The organism is Streptomyces sp. 3N207 (assembly GCF_052246355.1).
GTDB lineage: Bacteria > Actinomycetota > Actinomycetes > Streptomycetales > Streptomycetaceae > Streptomyces.
This window is the reverse complement of record NZ_JBQQBV010000009.1, coordinates 38,751-53,378: the sequence shown is the minus strand read 5'-3', so window position 1 is coordinate 53,378 and position 14,628 is coordinate 38,751. Positions and strand designations below refer to the sequence as shown.

The 14,628-nt window shown below is 73.4% G+C and carries 11 protein-coding genes and 1 pseudogene; 8 read left to right on the top strand and 4 right to left on the bottom strand.

Annotation, left to right across the window (positions count from 1 at the left end; all coding sequences use genetic code 11):
• The first annotated feature begins 115 nt into the window (after positions 1 to 115).
• The 5 genes and pseudogenes from ACTWP9_RS15865 to mug all read left to right on the top strand — a co-directional run bounded on the left by ACTWP9_RS15865 (position 116) and on the right by mug (position 5,568).
• Positions 116 to 1,477, top strand: a complete 1,362-nt coding sequence (locus ACTWP9_RS15865; protein WP_443246791.1) for a hemolysin family protein — start codon at positions 116 to 118, stop codon at positions 1,475 to 1,477.
• Positions 1,474 to 2,484, top strand: coding sequence for a hemolysin family protein (locus ACTWP9_RS15860; protein ID WP_443246790.1), 1,011 nt, complete (start codon positions 1,474 to 1,476; stop codon positions 2,482 to 2,484). Before ACTWP9_RS15865 ends, ACTWP9_RS15860 begins: the two co-directional genes overlap by 4 nt.
• Positions 2,485 to 2,566: 82 nt before the next feature.
• A complete protein-coding gene (locus ACTWP9_RS15855; RefSeq protein WP_443246789.1) occupies positions 2,567 to 3,379 on the top strand; it encodes an SGNH/GDSL hydrolase family protein in 813 nt (270 codons plus the stop codon).
• 172 nt (positions 3,380 to 3,551) lie between these two features.
• Positions 3,552 to 4,991 (top strand): adenylosuccinate lyase, encoded by a 1,440-nt coding sequence (gene purB / locus ACTWP9_RS15850; protein ID WP_443246788.1) that lies wholly within the window; start codon positions 3,552 to 3,554, stop codon positions 4,989 to 4,991.
• 47 nt (positions 4,992 to 5,038) lie between these two features.
• A pseudogene (gene mug, locus ACTWP9_RS15845) lies at positions 5,039 to 5,568 on the top strand (G/U mismatch-specific DNA glycosylase).
• Between the two features lie 13 nt (positions 5,569 to 5,581).
• Here mug and ACTWP9_RS15840 read toward each other — a convergent pair.
• Positions 5,582 to 5,992 carry a hypothetical protein gene (locus ACTWP9_RS15840; RefSeq protein WP_443246787.1) on the bottom strand — a complete coding sequence of 137 codons (411 nt, stop codon included), beginning with the start codon at positions 5,990 to 5,992 and terminating at the stop codon, positions 5,582 to 5,584.
• 194 nt (positions 5,993 to 6,186) lie between these two features.
• Between ACTWP9_RS15840 and ACTWP9_RS15835 the strand changes: the two genes are divergently transcribed.
• Positions 6,187 to 7,362, top strand: coding sequence for an ROK family protein (locus tag ACTWP9_RS15835; protein WP_443246786.1), 1,176 nt, complete (start codon positions 6,187 to 6,189; stop codon positions 7,360 to 7,362).
• Positions 7,363 to 7,501: 139 nt separating this feature from the next.
• Here ACTWP9_RS15835 and ACTWP9_RS15830 read toward each other — a convergent pair whose 3' ends face one another.
• Entirely contained in the window at positions 7,502 to 8,257 is a 756-nt protein-coding gene (locus tag ACTWP9_RS15830; RefSeq protein ID WP_443246785.1) for a GntR family transcriptional regulator, read from the bottom strand.
• Positions 8,258 to 8,481: 224 nt separating this feature from the next.
• Here ACTWP9_RS15830 and ACTWP9_RS15825 point away from each other — a divergent pair, with 224 nt between their 5' ends.
• Positions 8,482 to 9,255 (top strand): SDR family oxidoreductase, encoded by a 774-nt coding sequence (locus ACTWP9_RS15825; protein WP_443246784.1) that lies wholly within the window; start codon positions 8,482 to 8,484, stop codon positions 9,253 to 9,255.
• 18 nt (positions 9,256 to 9,273) lie between these two features.
• Here the strand turns inward: ACTWP9_RS15825 and sigJ are convergent, their stop codons facing one another.
• The gene (gene sigJ / locus ACTWP9_RS15820) at positions 9,274 to 10,194 is read right to left on the bottom strand and encodes an RNA polymerase sigma factor SigJ (RefSeq protein WP_443246783.1); all 921 of its coding nucleotides are present in this window, start codon (positions 10,192 to 10,194) and stop codon (positions 9,274 to 9,276) included.
• A 159-nt stretch (positions 10,195 to 10,353) separates the two neighbouring features.
• Here sigJ and ACTWP9_RS15815 point away from each other — a divergent pair, with 159 nt between their 5' ends.
• Positions 10,354 to 11,247: an alpha/beta fold hydrolase gene (locus ACTWP9_RS15815; protein ID WP_443246782.1), complete on the top strand. Its 894-nt coding sequence runs from the start codon at positions 10,354 to 10,356 to the stop codon at positions 11,245 to 11,247.
• 84 nt (positions 11,248 to 11,331) lie between these two features.
• On the opposite strand, the gene ACTWP9_RS15810 is transcribed toward ACTWP9_RS15815, so the two are convergent.
• A complete protein-coding gene (locus ACTWP9_RS15810; protein WP_443246781.1) occupies positions 11,332 to 14,487 on the bottom strand; it encodes a hypothetical protein in 3,156 nt (1,051 codons plus the stop codon).
• Positions 14,488 to 14,628: the final 141 nt, after the last annotated feature.

Below are 14,628 nucleotides of genomic sequence, written 5' to 3'. Positions count from 1 at the left end.
AAAGGTGTGAGCGTCCGCCCATGGGCGACCCTCCCAGTCCCAGCCACCGAAGCAGTGAGCGACATCGCGCGTACCGGCGCCCCCTGTCCCACGATGGGAAGGAGGTGAAGGGCCGATGACGGAAGTACTGCTGCTGTTCGTGGCACTGCTGCTGTCGCTGGCCTGCGGTGGTTTCGTGGCTGCGGAGTTCTCCCTCACGACTGTCGAGCGCAGCGAACTGGAACGGGCCGAGCAGCGCGGCGACCGGGGCGCCAAGAGCGCGCTGGCGGCCGTACGGTCCCTCACCTTCCAGCTCTCCGGCGCACAGCTGGGCATCACCGTCACCAACCTGATCGTCGGTATGCTCGCCGAGCCGTCCATCGCGAAGCTGATCGCCGGACCGCTGCGCGCGCTCGGCGTACCGCCCTCGGCCTCCTCGTCCGTCGCCTTGGTGCTCGGCACGGGGTTCTCGACGGTCGTGCTGATGGTGATCGGCGAACTGGTACCGAAGAACTGGGCGATCTCCAAGCCGCTGCCGGTGGCCCGAAAGGTGGCGACGCCGCAGCGGATCTTCTCCGCGACCTTCCGCCCGCTGATCCGGCACCTGAACAACACCGCCAACCGCGTGCTGCTGCGGATGGGGCTCGAGCCCACCGAGGAGCTGGCCTCGGCCCGCTCGCCGCAGGAGCTGGTGGCACTGGCGCGGCACTCCGCAAAGGAGGGCGCGCTGGAGGAGGACACGGCCGATCTGTTCGTCCGCACCCTGCACCTGGCGGAGCTGACGGCGGAGAACGTGATGACGCCGCGCGTGCAGGTCACCTCGCTGGAGGTGCAGGCCACGGTAGAGGACGTCGCCAACGCCACCCGCGCCACGGGGCTCTCCCGCTTCCCGGTCTACCGGGGGAACCTGGACACCGTTGTCGGCATCGTCCGGATCAAGGATGTGCTGGCGGTGCCCGCCGTCGAGCGACGGCTGCGCCCGGTGACCGATCTGATGCGCGAACCGCTGCTGGTGCCCGAGTCGCTGACGGTGGACCGGCTGCTGGACCAGCTCTCCGGTGGGGACCGCAGCATCGCGGTCGTCATCGACGAGTACGGCGGCACGGCCGGCGTCGTCACCCTGGAGGACATCATCGAGGAGGTCGTGGGCGAGGTCCGCGACGAGCACGACCCGCTGGAGGCGCCCGACCTGGCACCCGCAGGACAGGACGCGGAAGGCCGGCGTATCTACGTCGCGGACGGCGCGGCCCGCACCGACCAGCTGCAGACCATAGGGCTGCGCGCCCCGGAGGGCCCGTACGAGACGCTCGCGGGGCTGATCGCCACCGAGCTGGGACGCATTCCGGCCGCCGGTGACACGGTCTCGGTCGCCGGCTGGCAGATCGAGGTCATGGACGCGACCGGACGGCGCGCCGCACAGGTGCGGCTGTACGGGCCCAGGCCGGGCGACGACCCGGCCGGGTCCGAGGCCGCCGACCGGAGGGAGGCGCGGCGATGACGGCGATCCAGCTCCTCATCGGGCTACTGACCCTGGTGCTCAACGCGTTCTTCGTCGGCGCCGAGTTCGCGCTGATCTCGGTGCGGCGCGCACAGATCGAACCGCTGGTCGAGGACGGCGACAAGAAGGCCCGCAAGGTGCTGTGGGGGCTGGAGCACGTGGCGCAGATCCTGGCCGCGGCCCAGCTCGGCATCACCCTGTGCACGCTGGTCCTCGGCGTCGTCGCCGAGCCGGCCATCGCGCACCTGCTGGAGCCGGTCTTCCACACGATGGGCGTGGCGGACGGAGTGGCACACGCGATCTCCTTCGTGATCGCGCTGTCGCTGGCCACGTACCTGCACATGCTGCTGGGCGAGATGGTGCCGAAGAACATCGCGCTGGCCGGGCCTGAGCGGGCCGCTCTGCTGCTGGGCCCGCCGCTGGTGGGGCTGACCAGGGCACTGCGTCCGGTGATCTTCACGGTGAACTCCTTCGCCAACGCGCTGCTCAAGCTGATCCGGGTGCAGCCCCGGAGCGAGGTCGAGGCCGCGTTCTCGGACGACGACCTGGCGCAGATGGTCGCCGACTCCAGTGAGGCAGGGCTGCTGGACGACCGTTCGACCGAGCGGCTCCGGGACGCGCTGGAGCTGGGCAGACGGCCGATCGGCGACGTGGCGCAGCCGCTGCACAAGGTGGTGACGGCGGGCCGTGGTGTGACGCCGGAGGGACTGGAGAACCTCTCGGCCCGGTCCGGGTTCTCGCGCTTCCCCGTGGTGGACGACGACGGGCGGGTGCTGGGCTATCTGCACGTCAAGGACGCGCTGGACGCCTCCCCCCGAGAAGCGCCGTTCCCGCTGACGGCGATGCGCCCCATCGCCCGGGTGCGGGCTTCGCTGCCGCTGGACGACGTACTGGGTGCGATGCGCTCCAGCGGCACCCATCTGGCCGCCGTCACCGGCCAGGACGGGCGGGCGACGGGCGTGGTGACGATGGAGGACGTGCTGCGCGAACTGCTCGGCCAGGCATAGAACGGCCGCCGGCCCGGTGACAGCTGCGTTGCCCCGAGGGCGAGAGATCGTTGCTCGGGGCAACGGGCTACCATGAGCCACCGTGACCAGTGCAGCTCCCGCCTCGCCCGCGAAATCCGCCCAACCACCCGCCGCCTTCCGCTCGTTCGTCGCCCTGGGTGACTCCTTCACCGAAGGCATGTCGGACCTGCTGCCCGGCGGTGCCTACCGTGGCTGGGCCGACGTCCTGGCGACCCGCCTCGCGGCCCTTGAGCCGCAGTTCCGGTACGCCAATCTCGCGGTGCGGGGCAAGCTCATCGGGCAGATCGCCGCGGACCAGGTGGCGCCCGCGGCGGCGATGAAGGCGGACCTTGTGACGCTGGTGGGCGGGCTCAACGACGTGCTGCGGCCGGGCTGCGACACCGCACGGGTGTGTGCGCTGCTGGAGGAGTCCGTCGCCACGCTGGCGCCCAGCTGCGGCACGCTGGTGCTGATGCGCAGCCCCGGCCGCCGCGGCCCGGTGCTGGAGCGCTACCGGGCCCGGATGGAGCAGCTGTTCGACTTCATCGACGAGCTGGCCGCGCGGCACGGCGCGGTGGTGGTCGACCTCTTCGCCTCGGAGGCGCTGGGCGACCCGCGGATGTGGGCCGACGACCGACTGCACCTGACCGCGGAGGGGCACCGGCGGGTGGCCGAGGCCGTCTGGCAACGCCTCGGCCTGCCCCCGGAGGCCGACTGGAACACGCCTCTGCCGTCCGCCGACCCGCCGTCCTGGCCCGCCCGCCGCGCAGCGGATCTGCGTTTTGCCCGCGTCCATCTGCTGCCCTGGATCGGCCGGCGGCTCACGGGTCGCTCCTCGGGCGACGGCCGCTCCCCCAAGCGCCCGGAGCTCGCCCCGCTGTCGTGCGACCTTTAGGGGCCCGAACATTGCGCGTGCCCGGCATGGGGGGGCTGCGCCCCGAAGGGGCGCGGGGAACTGCGCGCGCAACCACGACGCACCCGCGGCCTGCGACGCACAGGAAGGGGCAGCCCCTCCCCAGCCAGGTCAGCGGCACAGCCCTGCGCAGCGGCCCGTAGACTCGGGCGACGTGAGTGACAAGCCCCGCATCCCGAACGTCCTGGCGTCCCGCTACGCCTCCCCCGAGCTGGTCCGTATCTGGTCCCCCGAGTCGAAGATCGTGCTGGAGCGGCGGCTGTGGCTCGCCGTACTGAAGGCACAGCAGGACCTGGGCATCGCTGTGCCCCAGGAGGCGCTGGCGGACTACGAGCGGGTGGTCGAGGACGTCGACCTCGCCTCGATCGCGGAGCGCGAGAAGGTCACCCGGCACGACGTGAAGGCCCGCATCGAGGAGTTCAACGCGCTGGCCGGGCACGAGCACGTACACAAGGGCATGACCTCGCGCGATCTGACGGAGAACGTCGAGCAGCTCCAGATCCGGCTCTCGCTGGAGCTGGTACGGGACCGTACGGTGGCGCTGCTGCACCGGCTGGGCACGCTGGCGGGCGAGCACGCGGCGCTGGTGATGGCGGGCCGCTCGCACAATGTCGCGGCGCAGGCCACCACGCTGGGCAAGCGGTTCGCGACCGGCGCCGACGAGCTGCTGGTCGCCTTCGAGCGGCTGGAGGAGCTGCTGCGCCGCTACCCGCTGCGCGGCATCAAGGGCCCGGTCGGCACCGCGCAGGACATGCTGGACCTGCTCGGCGGAGGATCCGAAGGCGCTGAGCGGCTGACCGACCTGGAGCGCAGGATCGCCGAGCACCTCGGTTTCGGCCGGGTGTTCACCTCCGTCGGGCAGGTGTATCCGCGCTCGCTGGACCACGAGGTGGTCACCGCGCTGGTGCAGCTGGGCGGCGCACCCTCGTCGCTGGCCAAGACGATCCGGCTGATGGCGGGCCAGGAGCTGGTGACCGAGGGCTTCAAGGAGGGCCAGGTCGGCTCCTCGGCGATGCCGCACAAGATGAACACCCGCTCCTGCGAGCGCGTCAACGGCCTCATGGTGATCCTGCGCGGCTACGCCTCCATGGCGGGCGAGCTGGCGGGCGACCAGTGGAACGAGGGCGATGTGTCCTGCTCGGTGGTGCGGCGCGTGGCACTGCCCGATGCGTTCTTCGCCTTCGACGGGATGGTGGAGACGTTCTTGACGGTGCTGGACGAGTTCGGCGCCTTCCCGGCCGTGGTGGCCCGCGAGCTGGACCGCTATCTGCCGTTCCTTGCGACGACGAAGGTGCTGATGGGCGCCGTACGCGCCGGGGTCGGCCGGGAGGTGGCGCACGAGGCGATCAAGGAGCACGCGGTGGCTTCCGCGTTGGCGATGCGCCAGGGCGCCGAGCACAACGAGCTGCTGGACCGGCTCGCTGCGGACTCCCGCATCCCGCTGGACCGCGCCGCGCTGGGCGAGCTGATGGCCGACCGGCTGGCGTTCACGGGCGCCGCGGCCGCGCAGACGGCGGAGGTCGTCAGCCGCGTGCAAGAGGTCGCCGAGCTGCACCCCGACGCCGCCGCCTACCGTCCGGGAGCGATCCTCTGAGTCCGCGGTTCACCAAGGAGGAGCTGGAGGCGGCCCGCGACAAGCTGGTGCCCGACGTGGCCGCCGAGGGGCTGCGGGTGCTGTTCTGCGGCATCAACCCGGGGCTGCTCTCGGCGGCGACGGGCCACCACTTCGCGCGTCCCGGCAACCGGTTCTGGCCTGCCCTGCACGCCTCCGGGTTCACGCCGCGCAGGCTGCACCCCGAGGAGGAGCGGGAGCTCCTGTCGTACGGGCTGGGCATCACCAACGTCGTCGCCCGGGCCACGGCGCGCGCCGACGAGCTGACCCGCGAGGAGTTCACCGAGGGCGGTGGGGGCACCTCCCGGACGGAGTCTGGGGGATGCTGGCGGCGAAGGTGGCGCGGCTGCGGCCGAACTGGCTGGCGGTGCTGGGCATAACCGCCTACCGCGCGGCCTTCGACGAGCCCGCTGCGGCCGTGGGCCCGCAGCAGCGGCTGGTCGGCGGGGTGCCGGTGTGGCTGCTGCCCAACCCCAGCAGGCTCAACGCGCACTACACGCCGCCCGCACTGGCCGAGGAGTTCCGCAAGCTGCGGATGGCGGCGTCGGCCGAGGAGTGAGTGCCGCGCGGACTCACCCGGGGACCGACGGTGCGCTGCTGCCCTGCTCCCCGGCCGCCGCGAGGAGTTGCAGCGGTATCTCCTCGCTGCGGCGCGCCAGGCCGACGCCTATCCAGCGGCCGTCCACCGTCCATACGGTCAGCTCTGCGACCCGCCAGCACAGTGTGCGCTCGGGCTCGGGCAGCCGCGCCCCTTCGGCGGCGGCCAGCAGATGCGCGCCGAGATCGACGGTCCGCGGCTCGCCCCACTGCTGGGACAGCAGGGTGACCAGCGCCTCGTGGTCGGCCCGCACTTCCCGCTCGGCCTCCAGGAGTTCGACCGGGTCGCCGTCGGGGTCCGGGTCCGCCGTACGTAACTCGGCGACCCGCGCTTCGGGCTCGGCGTGCAGGCGGCCGATGGCGGTGAGGTGGTGGGCAAGGTGCATGGGAACAGTCAACCTCCCGGCACTGACAGCCAACCTCCCGGCATTGACATCCAACCTCCCGGCGCTGACAGCCGGTTGAGCGGCCCGCCCGGACGAGGGCACAACGGGTGGGACGGCCGGGGTTCCCCGGCGGCTCGCCGTGACTCCCCACAGCGGTTACGATCCGCCCACACGCACAGGCAGGGAGGCGGAGCGTGAGCAGGCTGTCCGGAAGGGACCCGTCCCTGCTGCGGCGGATCAATTCCACGGTCGTGCTGCGGGCCCTGCGCGGCTCCACGACCCCGGCGGCGCTGACCCTCACCGAGCTGGTGCACGCCACCGAGCTGTCCCGGCCCACGGTCGAGGGCGTGGTCGAGGACCTGATCGAGGCGGGCCTGGTGGCCGAGGCGGCGGACGATCCGGCCCGGCCGGGCGGTGCGGCACGGCGCGGGCGTCCTGCGCGCAGATTCCGCTTCCGGGCCGAGGCGGGTCAGTTGCTCGGCCTGGAGATCGGCCCACACCGGGTGGCGGCCGTCCTCTCGGACCTGACCGGCCGCCTCACCGGCTCCCTCACCCGGGAGGTCGACGAGACGGCAGGGGCCGACGCGCGGCTGGAGCGGGTCCGCAGTACGGTCGCCGAACTGCTGCGCCGCACCGGCACCGCGCGGGACACGCTGCGCGCGGTCGGCGTCGGCACCCCGGGCATCGTGGAGGCCGACGGGACGGTTCGGCTGGGCACGGCGTTGCCCGGCTGGACAGGGCTCGCGCTGGGCGAGCGGCTACGACGGTCGTTCCGCTGCCCCGTACTGGTGGAGAACGACGCGAACGCTGCGGTGCTGGCCGAGCACTGGAAGGGCGCGGCGCGCGGCGTGGACGACGTGGTGATGGTGCTCGCCGGGCTGAGCCCCGGCGCCGGCTCCCTGATCGGCGGCCGGCTGCACCGCGGCTTCGGCGGCGCGGCGGGTGAGATCGGGGCGCTGCACCTGCTGGGCAGGGAGGCCAGGCCCGAACGGCTGCTGTCCACGACGGACGAGCCGCTGCACCCGCTCGACGAGGCAGCGGTGGCGCGGGTGTTCGCGCTGGCCAGGGGCGGGGACGACCAGGCGCGCCGGGCCATGGACCGGTTCCTGGCCCGGCTGGTGCACGATGTGGCGGCCCTGGTGCTGGCGCTGGATCCGGAGCTGCTGGTCGTCGGCGGCTGGGCCTCGGGCCTGGACGGCGTACTGGACCCGCTGCGCGCCGAGTTGGAGCGCTACTGCCTGCGTCCACCCCGGGTAGCCCTCTCACGGCTGGGCGAGACAGCCGTGGCGACGGGAGCCCTGCGGGTCGCCCTGGACCATGCGGAGAGCGAACTGTTCACCTTGGAGGAGACGGAACCCACCCGCACCTAGGGCGTACCCGGCGCAGCCGGGGGGGGCTCGCGCCCCGAAGGGGCGCGGGGAACTGCGCGCGCAACCACAACATGCCCGCAGACTGCAACGGACGGACAGGGGCACCCCCTCCCCAGCACCAGACGAGGGGCAACCTTCCTCAGCTGGCCAACAACGAGACGTCGTCGCTGTCACTGAACGAGAGCCGACACGTATCAGCGCGGTACGTGGCAACGGAGACCGCCGCGGTACGACCGTCGGAGACATACCGCGTCGTGACGACCAGCACCGGCGCTCCGGGCAACCGGTCGAGCCGCCGTGCGTCCTCCGCGCGTGCCGATCCCAGCTCGACCGTGCGGTCCTGCCCCGCGAGCTGGAGCCGGTGGAGTTCGCGCAGCACCGCGCGGGCCCGTGCCGAGCCGTCCGGTTCGGCGTCGGCACCCGGCGGGAGGTCGGGAACCGAAGCCTCGGGAACGTACAGCACCTCGGCCGCCACCTGCTGGCCGCCGGTCGCGCGGCCGCGACGCACCGCGTGCACGCCCGCGTCGACCGGCACGTCGAGCATGCGGGCCACGGGCGCGGGGGCCGGGGCCTCCTCGTGGTCCTCCGCCTGCCAGGCGTCGCCCGGCGCTCCGGGCCAGGTGTGGGGGCCGGACTCGGAGCCGACGTCCACCCCCACGCGCGGGGGCGCGACCGTCGTGCCGACGCCGCGGCGGCGCTGGAGGCGGCCTTCCAGCTCGAGCTGTTCGAGGGCCTGGCGGAGGGTCGCTCTGGCCACGCCGAAGCGGGCGGCCAACTCACGCTCGTTCGGCAGGATCTCGCCGACCGCGAACTCGGAGTCGAGCGCGTCGGAGAGCACGGTCTTCAAGTGCCAGTACTTCGGCTCCGGCACCGTCTCCAGCTGCGTGGTCCCCACCCTTGCCTCCGCAATCCCCGTACGCCCCGCGGGCGATGTGTGGCGGTGTTTTTTGCGTCCTTGTTTTTTAAAGGACCTTGCGTATGCCTCCCTGACCATAGGACGGGCCCCACCCTTGGTCAAGACCAATGCCCCCCGGCCAACCCCTTGCCGAGCTGCGGTCCAGGTGCTTTGATCGATCATCGATCAAACCGTTCGACCGGCCACCGACGCCCGGAGGACCCATGGCCAGCGCCCGCACGTCCGCCTCCCTTCAGCACGTCACCGTCGTCACCGGCGGCAGCCGGGGCATCGGCGCCGCCACGGCCCTGCGGCTCGCCCGGGACGGCCACCATGTGGGCATCGGCTACGCGGAGGACGAGGCGGCGGCAGCACGTACGGCGGCGGCGGTGCGCGCGGCCGGCGGCGAAGCCGTCACCGTCCAGCTGGACACCAGCGAAGCGGACGGTGTCGACCGGCTCTTCGACACCGTGCGGGAAACACTCGGCCCCGTCACCGGGCTGGTCAACAACGCGGGCGTCTCAGGGCCGCTCGGTCGGTTCACCGAGACCTCGCCGGAGGTGATGCGCAGGGTGGTGGACGTCAACGTGACGGGCGCGCTGCTGTGTGCCCGGCGTGCGCTGCGGGAGATGTCCACCGCGTACGGCGGGCCGGGCGGAGCGATCGTGAACATCTCCTCTTCAGCCGCCACGCTCGGCTCCCCCGGCGAGTACGTGCACTACGCGGCGTCCAAGGCGGCCGTCGACGCCATGACCGTGGGACTGGCGAAGGAGTTCACCGGCGAGGGCGTGCGGGTCAACTGCGTACAGCCCGGTTCCGTACTCACCGAGATGCACGCGAAGATGGGCGATCCGGACAGGGCGTGGAAGAAGGCCGAGATCACTCCGGCCCGGCGCCCGGGCGAACCGGAGGAGATCGCCGACGCCGTCGCCTGGCTCTTGTCCGACGAGGCGTCGTACGTCTCGGGCGCTGTGCTCAGGGTCGCGGGCGGCCTGTGAGAGCGCACCGTCCAGGGGTCACTCCCCTGAGTCGTCCAGGTGGGCGAGCTTGCCAGGGTTCCGGATCAGATAGACGGTCTGGATGACGCCGTCGGCCACATCCACGGAGAAGACCACATCCGGTCGGCCGTCGTAGGTCACCAGCGCAGCGGGACCGCCGTTGAGCTCCAGGAGACGGAAGCCGAACGCGGGGTCCTGCGCGCCTTGCGGGCCGACGGCGGCCAGGAAGCGGCTGACCTTGCCGGAGCCGAGAATGACGCGGCGCGGCGCCTTGGCCCCGTCCGCACTGTCGGAGACCATCCGCACGTCCGGAGCCAGCACCGAGACCAGCCCCTGCACATCGCCTTCCACCGCGGCCTTCAAGAAGCGTTCGGTCAGGTCGCGCCGGAGCTTGGGATCGACCTCGAACCGCGGCCTGCGCTCCGCCACGTGCCGCCGCGCGCGGCCCGCGAGCTGACGCACGGCGGCCTCGCTGCGCTCCAGCGTCTCGGCGATCTCGGCGTACGGGAAACCGAACGCCTCGCGCAGTACGAAGACAGCGCGCTCCAGCGGCGAGAGGGATTCCAGCACCACGAGCATGGCCAGCGAGACCGACTCGCTCAGCACCACGCGGTCCGCGCCGTCCTGCTGCTGGGCCGTCACCGCCGCTGGATCCAGGTCGGTGACCAGCGGCTCGGGCAGCCAGGAGCCGACGTACGACTCCCGCCTGGACTGTGCCTGGCGGAGCCGGTCGATGGCCAGCCGGGTGGTGATGCGTACCAGATAGCCGCGCGGTTCGCGCACCTGCGCGTGATCGGCCGCCGACCACCGCAGCCATGCCTCCTGCACCACGTCCTCGGCGTCGGCCACCCTGCCCAGCATCCGGTAGGCCACCCCGTCGAGCACCGGCCGGTGCTCCTCGAAGACCTCGGTCACAGCAGCGGTCAGGTCAGCGGTCACCTGGTCATCATGCCACCGGGACCGGAACCGGCGGCTACTGGGGCTTCCCTGAGCAGGCGCTTGCTGACATCGTGTCAACGAGCCGCAGCAGCGTTCGCTCCCCGGCGTGCACAGCGCCGCGGACAGCCGCGCAGCACCGCAGGAACCGTAGGAGTGGTCATGCCCGCCGTCTTCACCCCGCAGACGCCCGCCCGCGTCTCCGCCTCCGTCATAGCGGTCTCTCCCGACGGGCAGCCGCCGTTCGAGGTGGTGTACGAGCGGCGCGGCTCCGGTGAACCGATGCTGCTGCTGCACGGCATCGGCCACCACTGGCAGGCGTGGGAGCCCGTGCTGACCGTGCTCGCGGGCAGCTATGACGTGATCGCCCTCGACCTGCCGGGGTTCGGCGCCTCCCCCGGGCTGCCCGACGGAGTCTCCTACGGGCTGGAGAGCGTGGTACCGCTGCTCGCCGAAACGTGTACGGCACTCGGCGTCGAACGCCCGCACGTGGTGGGCAACTCCCTGGGCGGGCTGCTGGCGCTGGAGCTGGGGCTGCACGGCTTCGCCCGTTCCGTCACAGCGCTCTCCCCCGCCGGGTTCTTCACCCGTCCCGAGCGGTTGTACGCCTTCGCGGTGCTGCGCGGCATGCGGGCCGGGGCACGGGCGCTGCCGGACCCGGTACTGGGAGCGCTGGCCCGTACGGCAGCCGGCCGGGCCGCCCTGACGAGCACCATCTACGCGCGGCCGGGGCGGCGTTCGGCCGATGCCGTGGTCGCCGAGACCCGGGCCCTGCGGCAGGCCCCCGGCTTCGCGCCCGTCCTGGCCCAGGGGCAGCGACCCGGAGCGCTCTTCGAGGCGGATGTCCCCGGCATCCCGGTCACCATCGGCTGGGGCGACCGGGACCGGCTGCTGCTGCGCCGCCAGGGCGTACGCGCCAAGCGGACCATCCCCGCCGCCCGCCTGGTACGGCTGCGGGGCTGCGGCCACGTACCGATGAACGACGACCCCGCCACGGTGGCCCGCGTCATCGCGGACACCGCCCGGCGGGCCTCGGCCCCTCCTTTGCGCGCATGAGAGGGTGCCCCTGCCCGAAACCCGCGGACTGCGGGTCCGTTGTAGCTGGTCGCGCAGTTCCCCGCGTCCCTTCGGGGCGCCCCCTCAGCTCAACGCACCCTCGATGCGGAGCTCCAGGGCCCCGGCCTCACTCACCCGTTCCGCGACGACGCCGTTGGGGTCCGGCGTGCCCGCCGGATACGCGCCCCGCACCCGGGTGAGCCGGGCGACGGCCTGGTCGTACCGTCCCAGGTCCACCTCCAGCGCGGCAGCCCTCAACTCCGCGCTCGTCGCCTCGTGCAACCCCGCCTCGCCGCAGGCATGGAACGCCGTCACGGCGCGATCCGCGTACTCGATGCCCCGCGCATAGCAGTCCAGCGCCGCAGCGCCCTGCTCGCCGGGGGCCGGGGCTGCAGGCACCGACACCGCCTCGATCAGCAGTTCCGCGGTCTGTCGGTAGGTGTGGCCCGTCTCCAGGCGGAGCCGGAGCCGCTGCTCCTCCTCCAGTGCCTCCTCCGGGCCGTGGAGCACCGCCGTGATCTCCTCCTGCGCCGCGTCCATGAAGCGCAGCGACTCCTCCACCGGCGCGCCCGACTCCATCGCGAGCCAGCCCCGTGCGTGCAGCGTACGGATCACCGCATGCGGGTCGCCGAGCGCCCGCCACAGCTCCTCGCCCCGCCCGTACAGCTCCGCCGCTGCGGGGTACCGGTCGGAGGCGCGGTGGATGTCGGCGGCCAGATGGGTGACGACGGCGTGCCCGTGCGGGTCCTGCCACGGGTGCGGCAGATCGGCGGCGCGGCGCAGCAACCGGGCTGCGGCGTGCAGCTGTTCGGGGCGCGCACAGGACTGGCCGAGCCAGACGCACGCCTGCACGATGCCCGGTTCGTCGGCGGCGTCCAGCAGCTCCCCGAGGGCGGCGACGAGGACGGCCGCCGCCTCGTCGGGCCGTTCGAGGGCGAGCAGACAGCCGCCGAGCCGGAGCCTGGCGCGGGTGACCTCGATACCGCCGTCCGAGGTCTGGAGTGCGTGCACGGCGTGCCGGAGGGATTCGGCCTCTTCGGCGAGCAGACCCTGTGCGGCGTGCACGTCGGCGTGCATCAGGTGGAGGCGTGCGAGGTCGGCCGGGGTGCGGTCGGCCGCCCCTGCCCGGTCCTGGAGGGCACCGCGCAGCACCTCGGCGGCGCGCTTGTGGTCGCCGGTCTCCGTCAGCAGCCGGGCCAGGGCGAGTTCGGGCCCGGTGGCCGACCAGGGGCGGCCCGCCTCGTGGAAGAGGTCGGCGGCATCGGCCAGCAACTCGCCGGCCCGTACGGCGTCGCCGCGCTGGGCCGCAAGCCGTCCCCGGGTCTCGGTGGCCTCGGCGATCCGGGCGCGGACAGCGGGCTCGGAGCTGTCCGGCATGGCCAGGGCGACCAGGTGGGCGAGCTCGGCGTCGAGCGCGTCGGCTTCCGGTCCCAGCAGGTCCGCGGCCCCGTCCGCCTGCTCCGCCCCGGCGGTGTCCGCGGTGTCGGCAGCCTGCGACTGGTTGGCCGGGTTCGCCGCGTCGAAGGGCGTACCACCTCCGTTCCCGGCGCCGTCGTGTGCCCCGCCGAGGTCGTGCGCCCGCAGCCGGGCGCGGGTGAGCAGCACGGCGGTGGCGTGCCGGGTGCTGATGCGGCCCTCGGCGTGCAGGTGCTCGGCCTCCGCGCACAGCGCCTCGACGGACTCGGGCGGCACCGCCGTCCCTTCCGGCGCGAAGGAGGCCGCGAAAGCGGCGCGGGCCCGGCACGCGAGGGCCTCGCCCGGCAGCTCCGCACCGGCGAAGATGCTTGCCGCCTCCGTGAAGCGGGCGGCGCCCGCCGCCGGGTCGGTACGGGCCAGCTCCATGGCCCGGTGGTCGAGGAGTTCGGCCCGCTCGCCCTCGCCGAGCCGTACGCCGGTACGGGCGACGGCCTCGTCCGCTGCGGCCCACCGGGCTGCCGCGTCCGGATGCCCGACGGCGCTCAGCTGCCGGGCCTCGTCCAGCAGCCCGTACGGATCCGCAGCCGCGGTCTCCGCCGCTGCCCCGGTCCCGGCCCCTCCCACTGACGGTGTACCGGCCGGTGGGAGCGCCACTGCGCCGACGCCGAGCGGAAGGTGCGCGGCCAGCGGTTGCGCGGCGAGCCTGGCGCGGACGGCCGCGCCGTGCAGCGTGGTGCCGGCGCGCCGGTCGAACCGGTCTGCCACGTCCTGTGCCTGTGCGGCGGCGTACTCCAGCAGGGATGCGGCGTCCCAGTCCTGTCCCGGGGGCCCGGGGACGCGAAGGGCACCGTGGCCGAGATCGCCGAGCCGCCGCATCAGCAGCGCCACGGCGGACAGCCACGCCTCGTAGCCGGGGGCGTCCTCCTGCGGCTCCCAGCGTGCCTCGTCCTGCTCGGCGAGGATCTCCAGCCCGCGTGGCTCGTTGCCGGTGCGGGCGCAGAACTCCACATGCCGTGCGAGGGAGCCGCGCTCGGCAGGCGCCTCGCGGACCAGCAGATAGCCGGCGAGGTGCCTGCTGCGGGCCTCGGCGGTGCGGCCCAGGCGCAGCAGCGGGGCCTGCGAGGCGGCCAGTACGTACGGCTGCCGTCCGTCGCACGGGTACTCGCCGCGCAGCACCGGCTCCCACATCCGCAGCGCGGCCTCGTCCTCCGCCGCCCCGCTGCCGGGCGCCTCGGCCTCCGCCTCCTCCGCACGGATGGCGTGCGCCCTGCCGCGCCAGGCCAGCTCGCAGCCCGCGCAGTCGGCGCTCCGGTCGCGTTCGGCCGCCAGCCAGTCGTCGTAGGCGCGGGCGGCGCGCGGCCGGTTGCCGAACCGCTGGGCTGCGAGGAACTCGCGGGCGTACACGGCACGTTGGGACAGCCCCGCGTCGGCATGGCTGCGGGCCATCAGGGTGAGCCACTCGTCGACGTCCGCCACCGGTGTCTCCGGGTCGGCGACCAGGTCCTCCACCACCCACCTGAGGGACCACAGCAGTGCGAACGCGGCGTCGGCGTCGAAGGCTTCCGGGTCCTGGTCCCACAGCCGCAGTGCCCGCGCGACGGGGGCCGGAGTGGTGCGCGCCGCGGAGCCGAAGGCGCGGCTGGCGGCCAGATGCAGCAGGGCAGCACCCAGTGCGGCCCGCCCCTCCCGGGTGCCCGCCTCCGCCAGTGCCTCGGCCTCCGCGACCAGATCCGCCGCCCGGGCGACACGCTCGGGACCGTGCGGCGCGCCGGCCCACGCCCGGATGTCCGCACGGAGCTGGGCAGGCGTACGGCTGGTGGTCATCGGGCCTCCTGGGCCGGGGTGGAGCGAGCGGGCGGCATGCGGGTGGAGTTGTCCGTGAAGCGGCATCCTAGGCCGCTGGGAGCGGTCGGACACACGGAGTCGCGGCGCCCCCCTTCTGTCCGGTGTGACACCGGTGTTCAC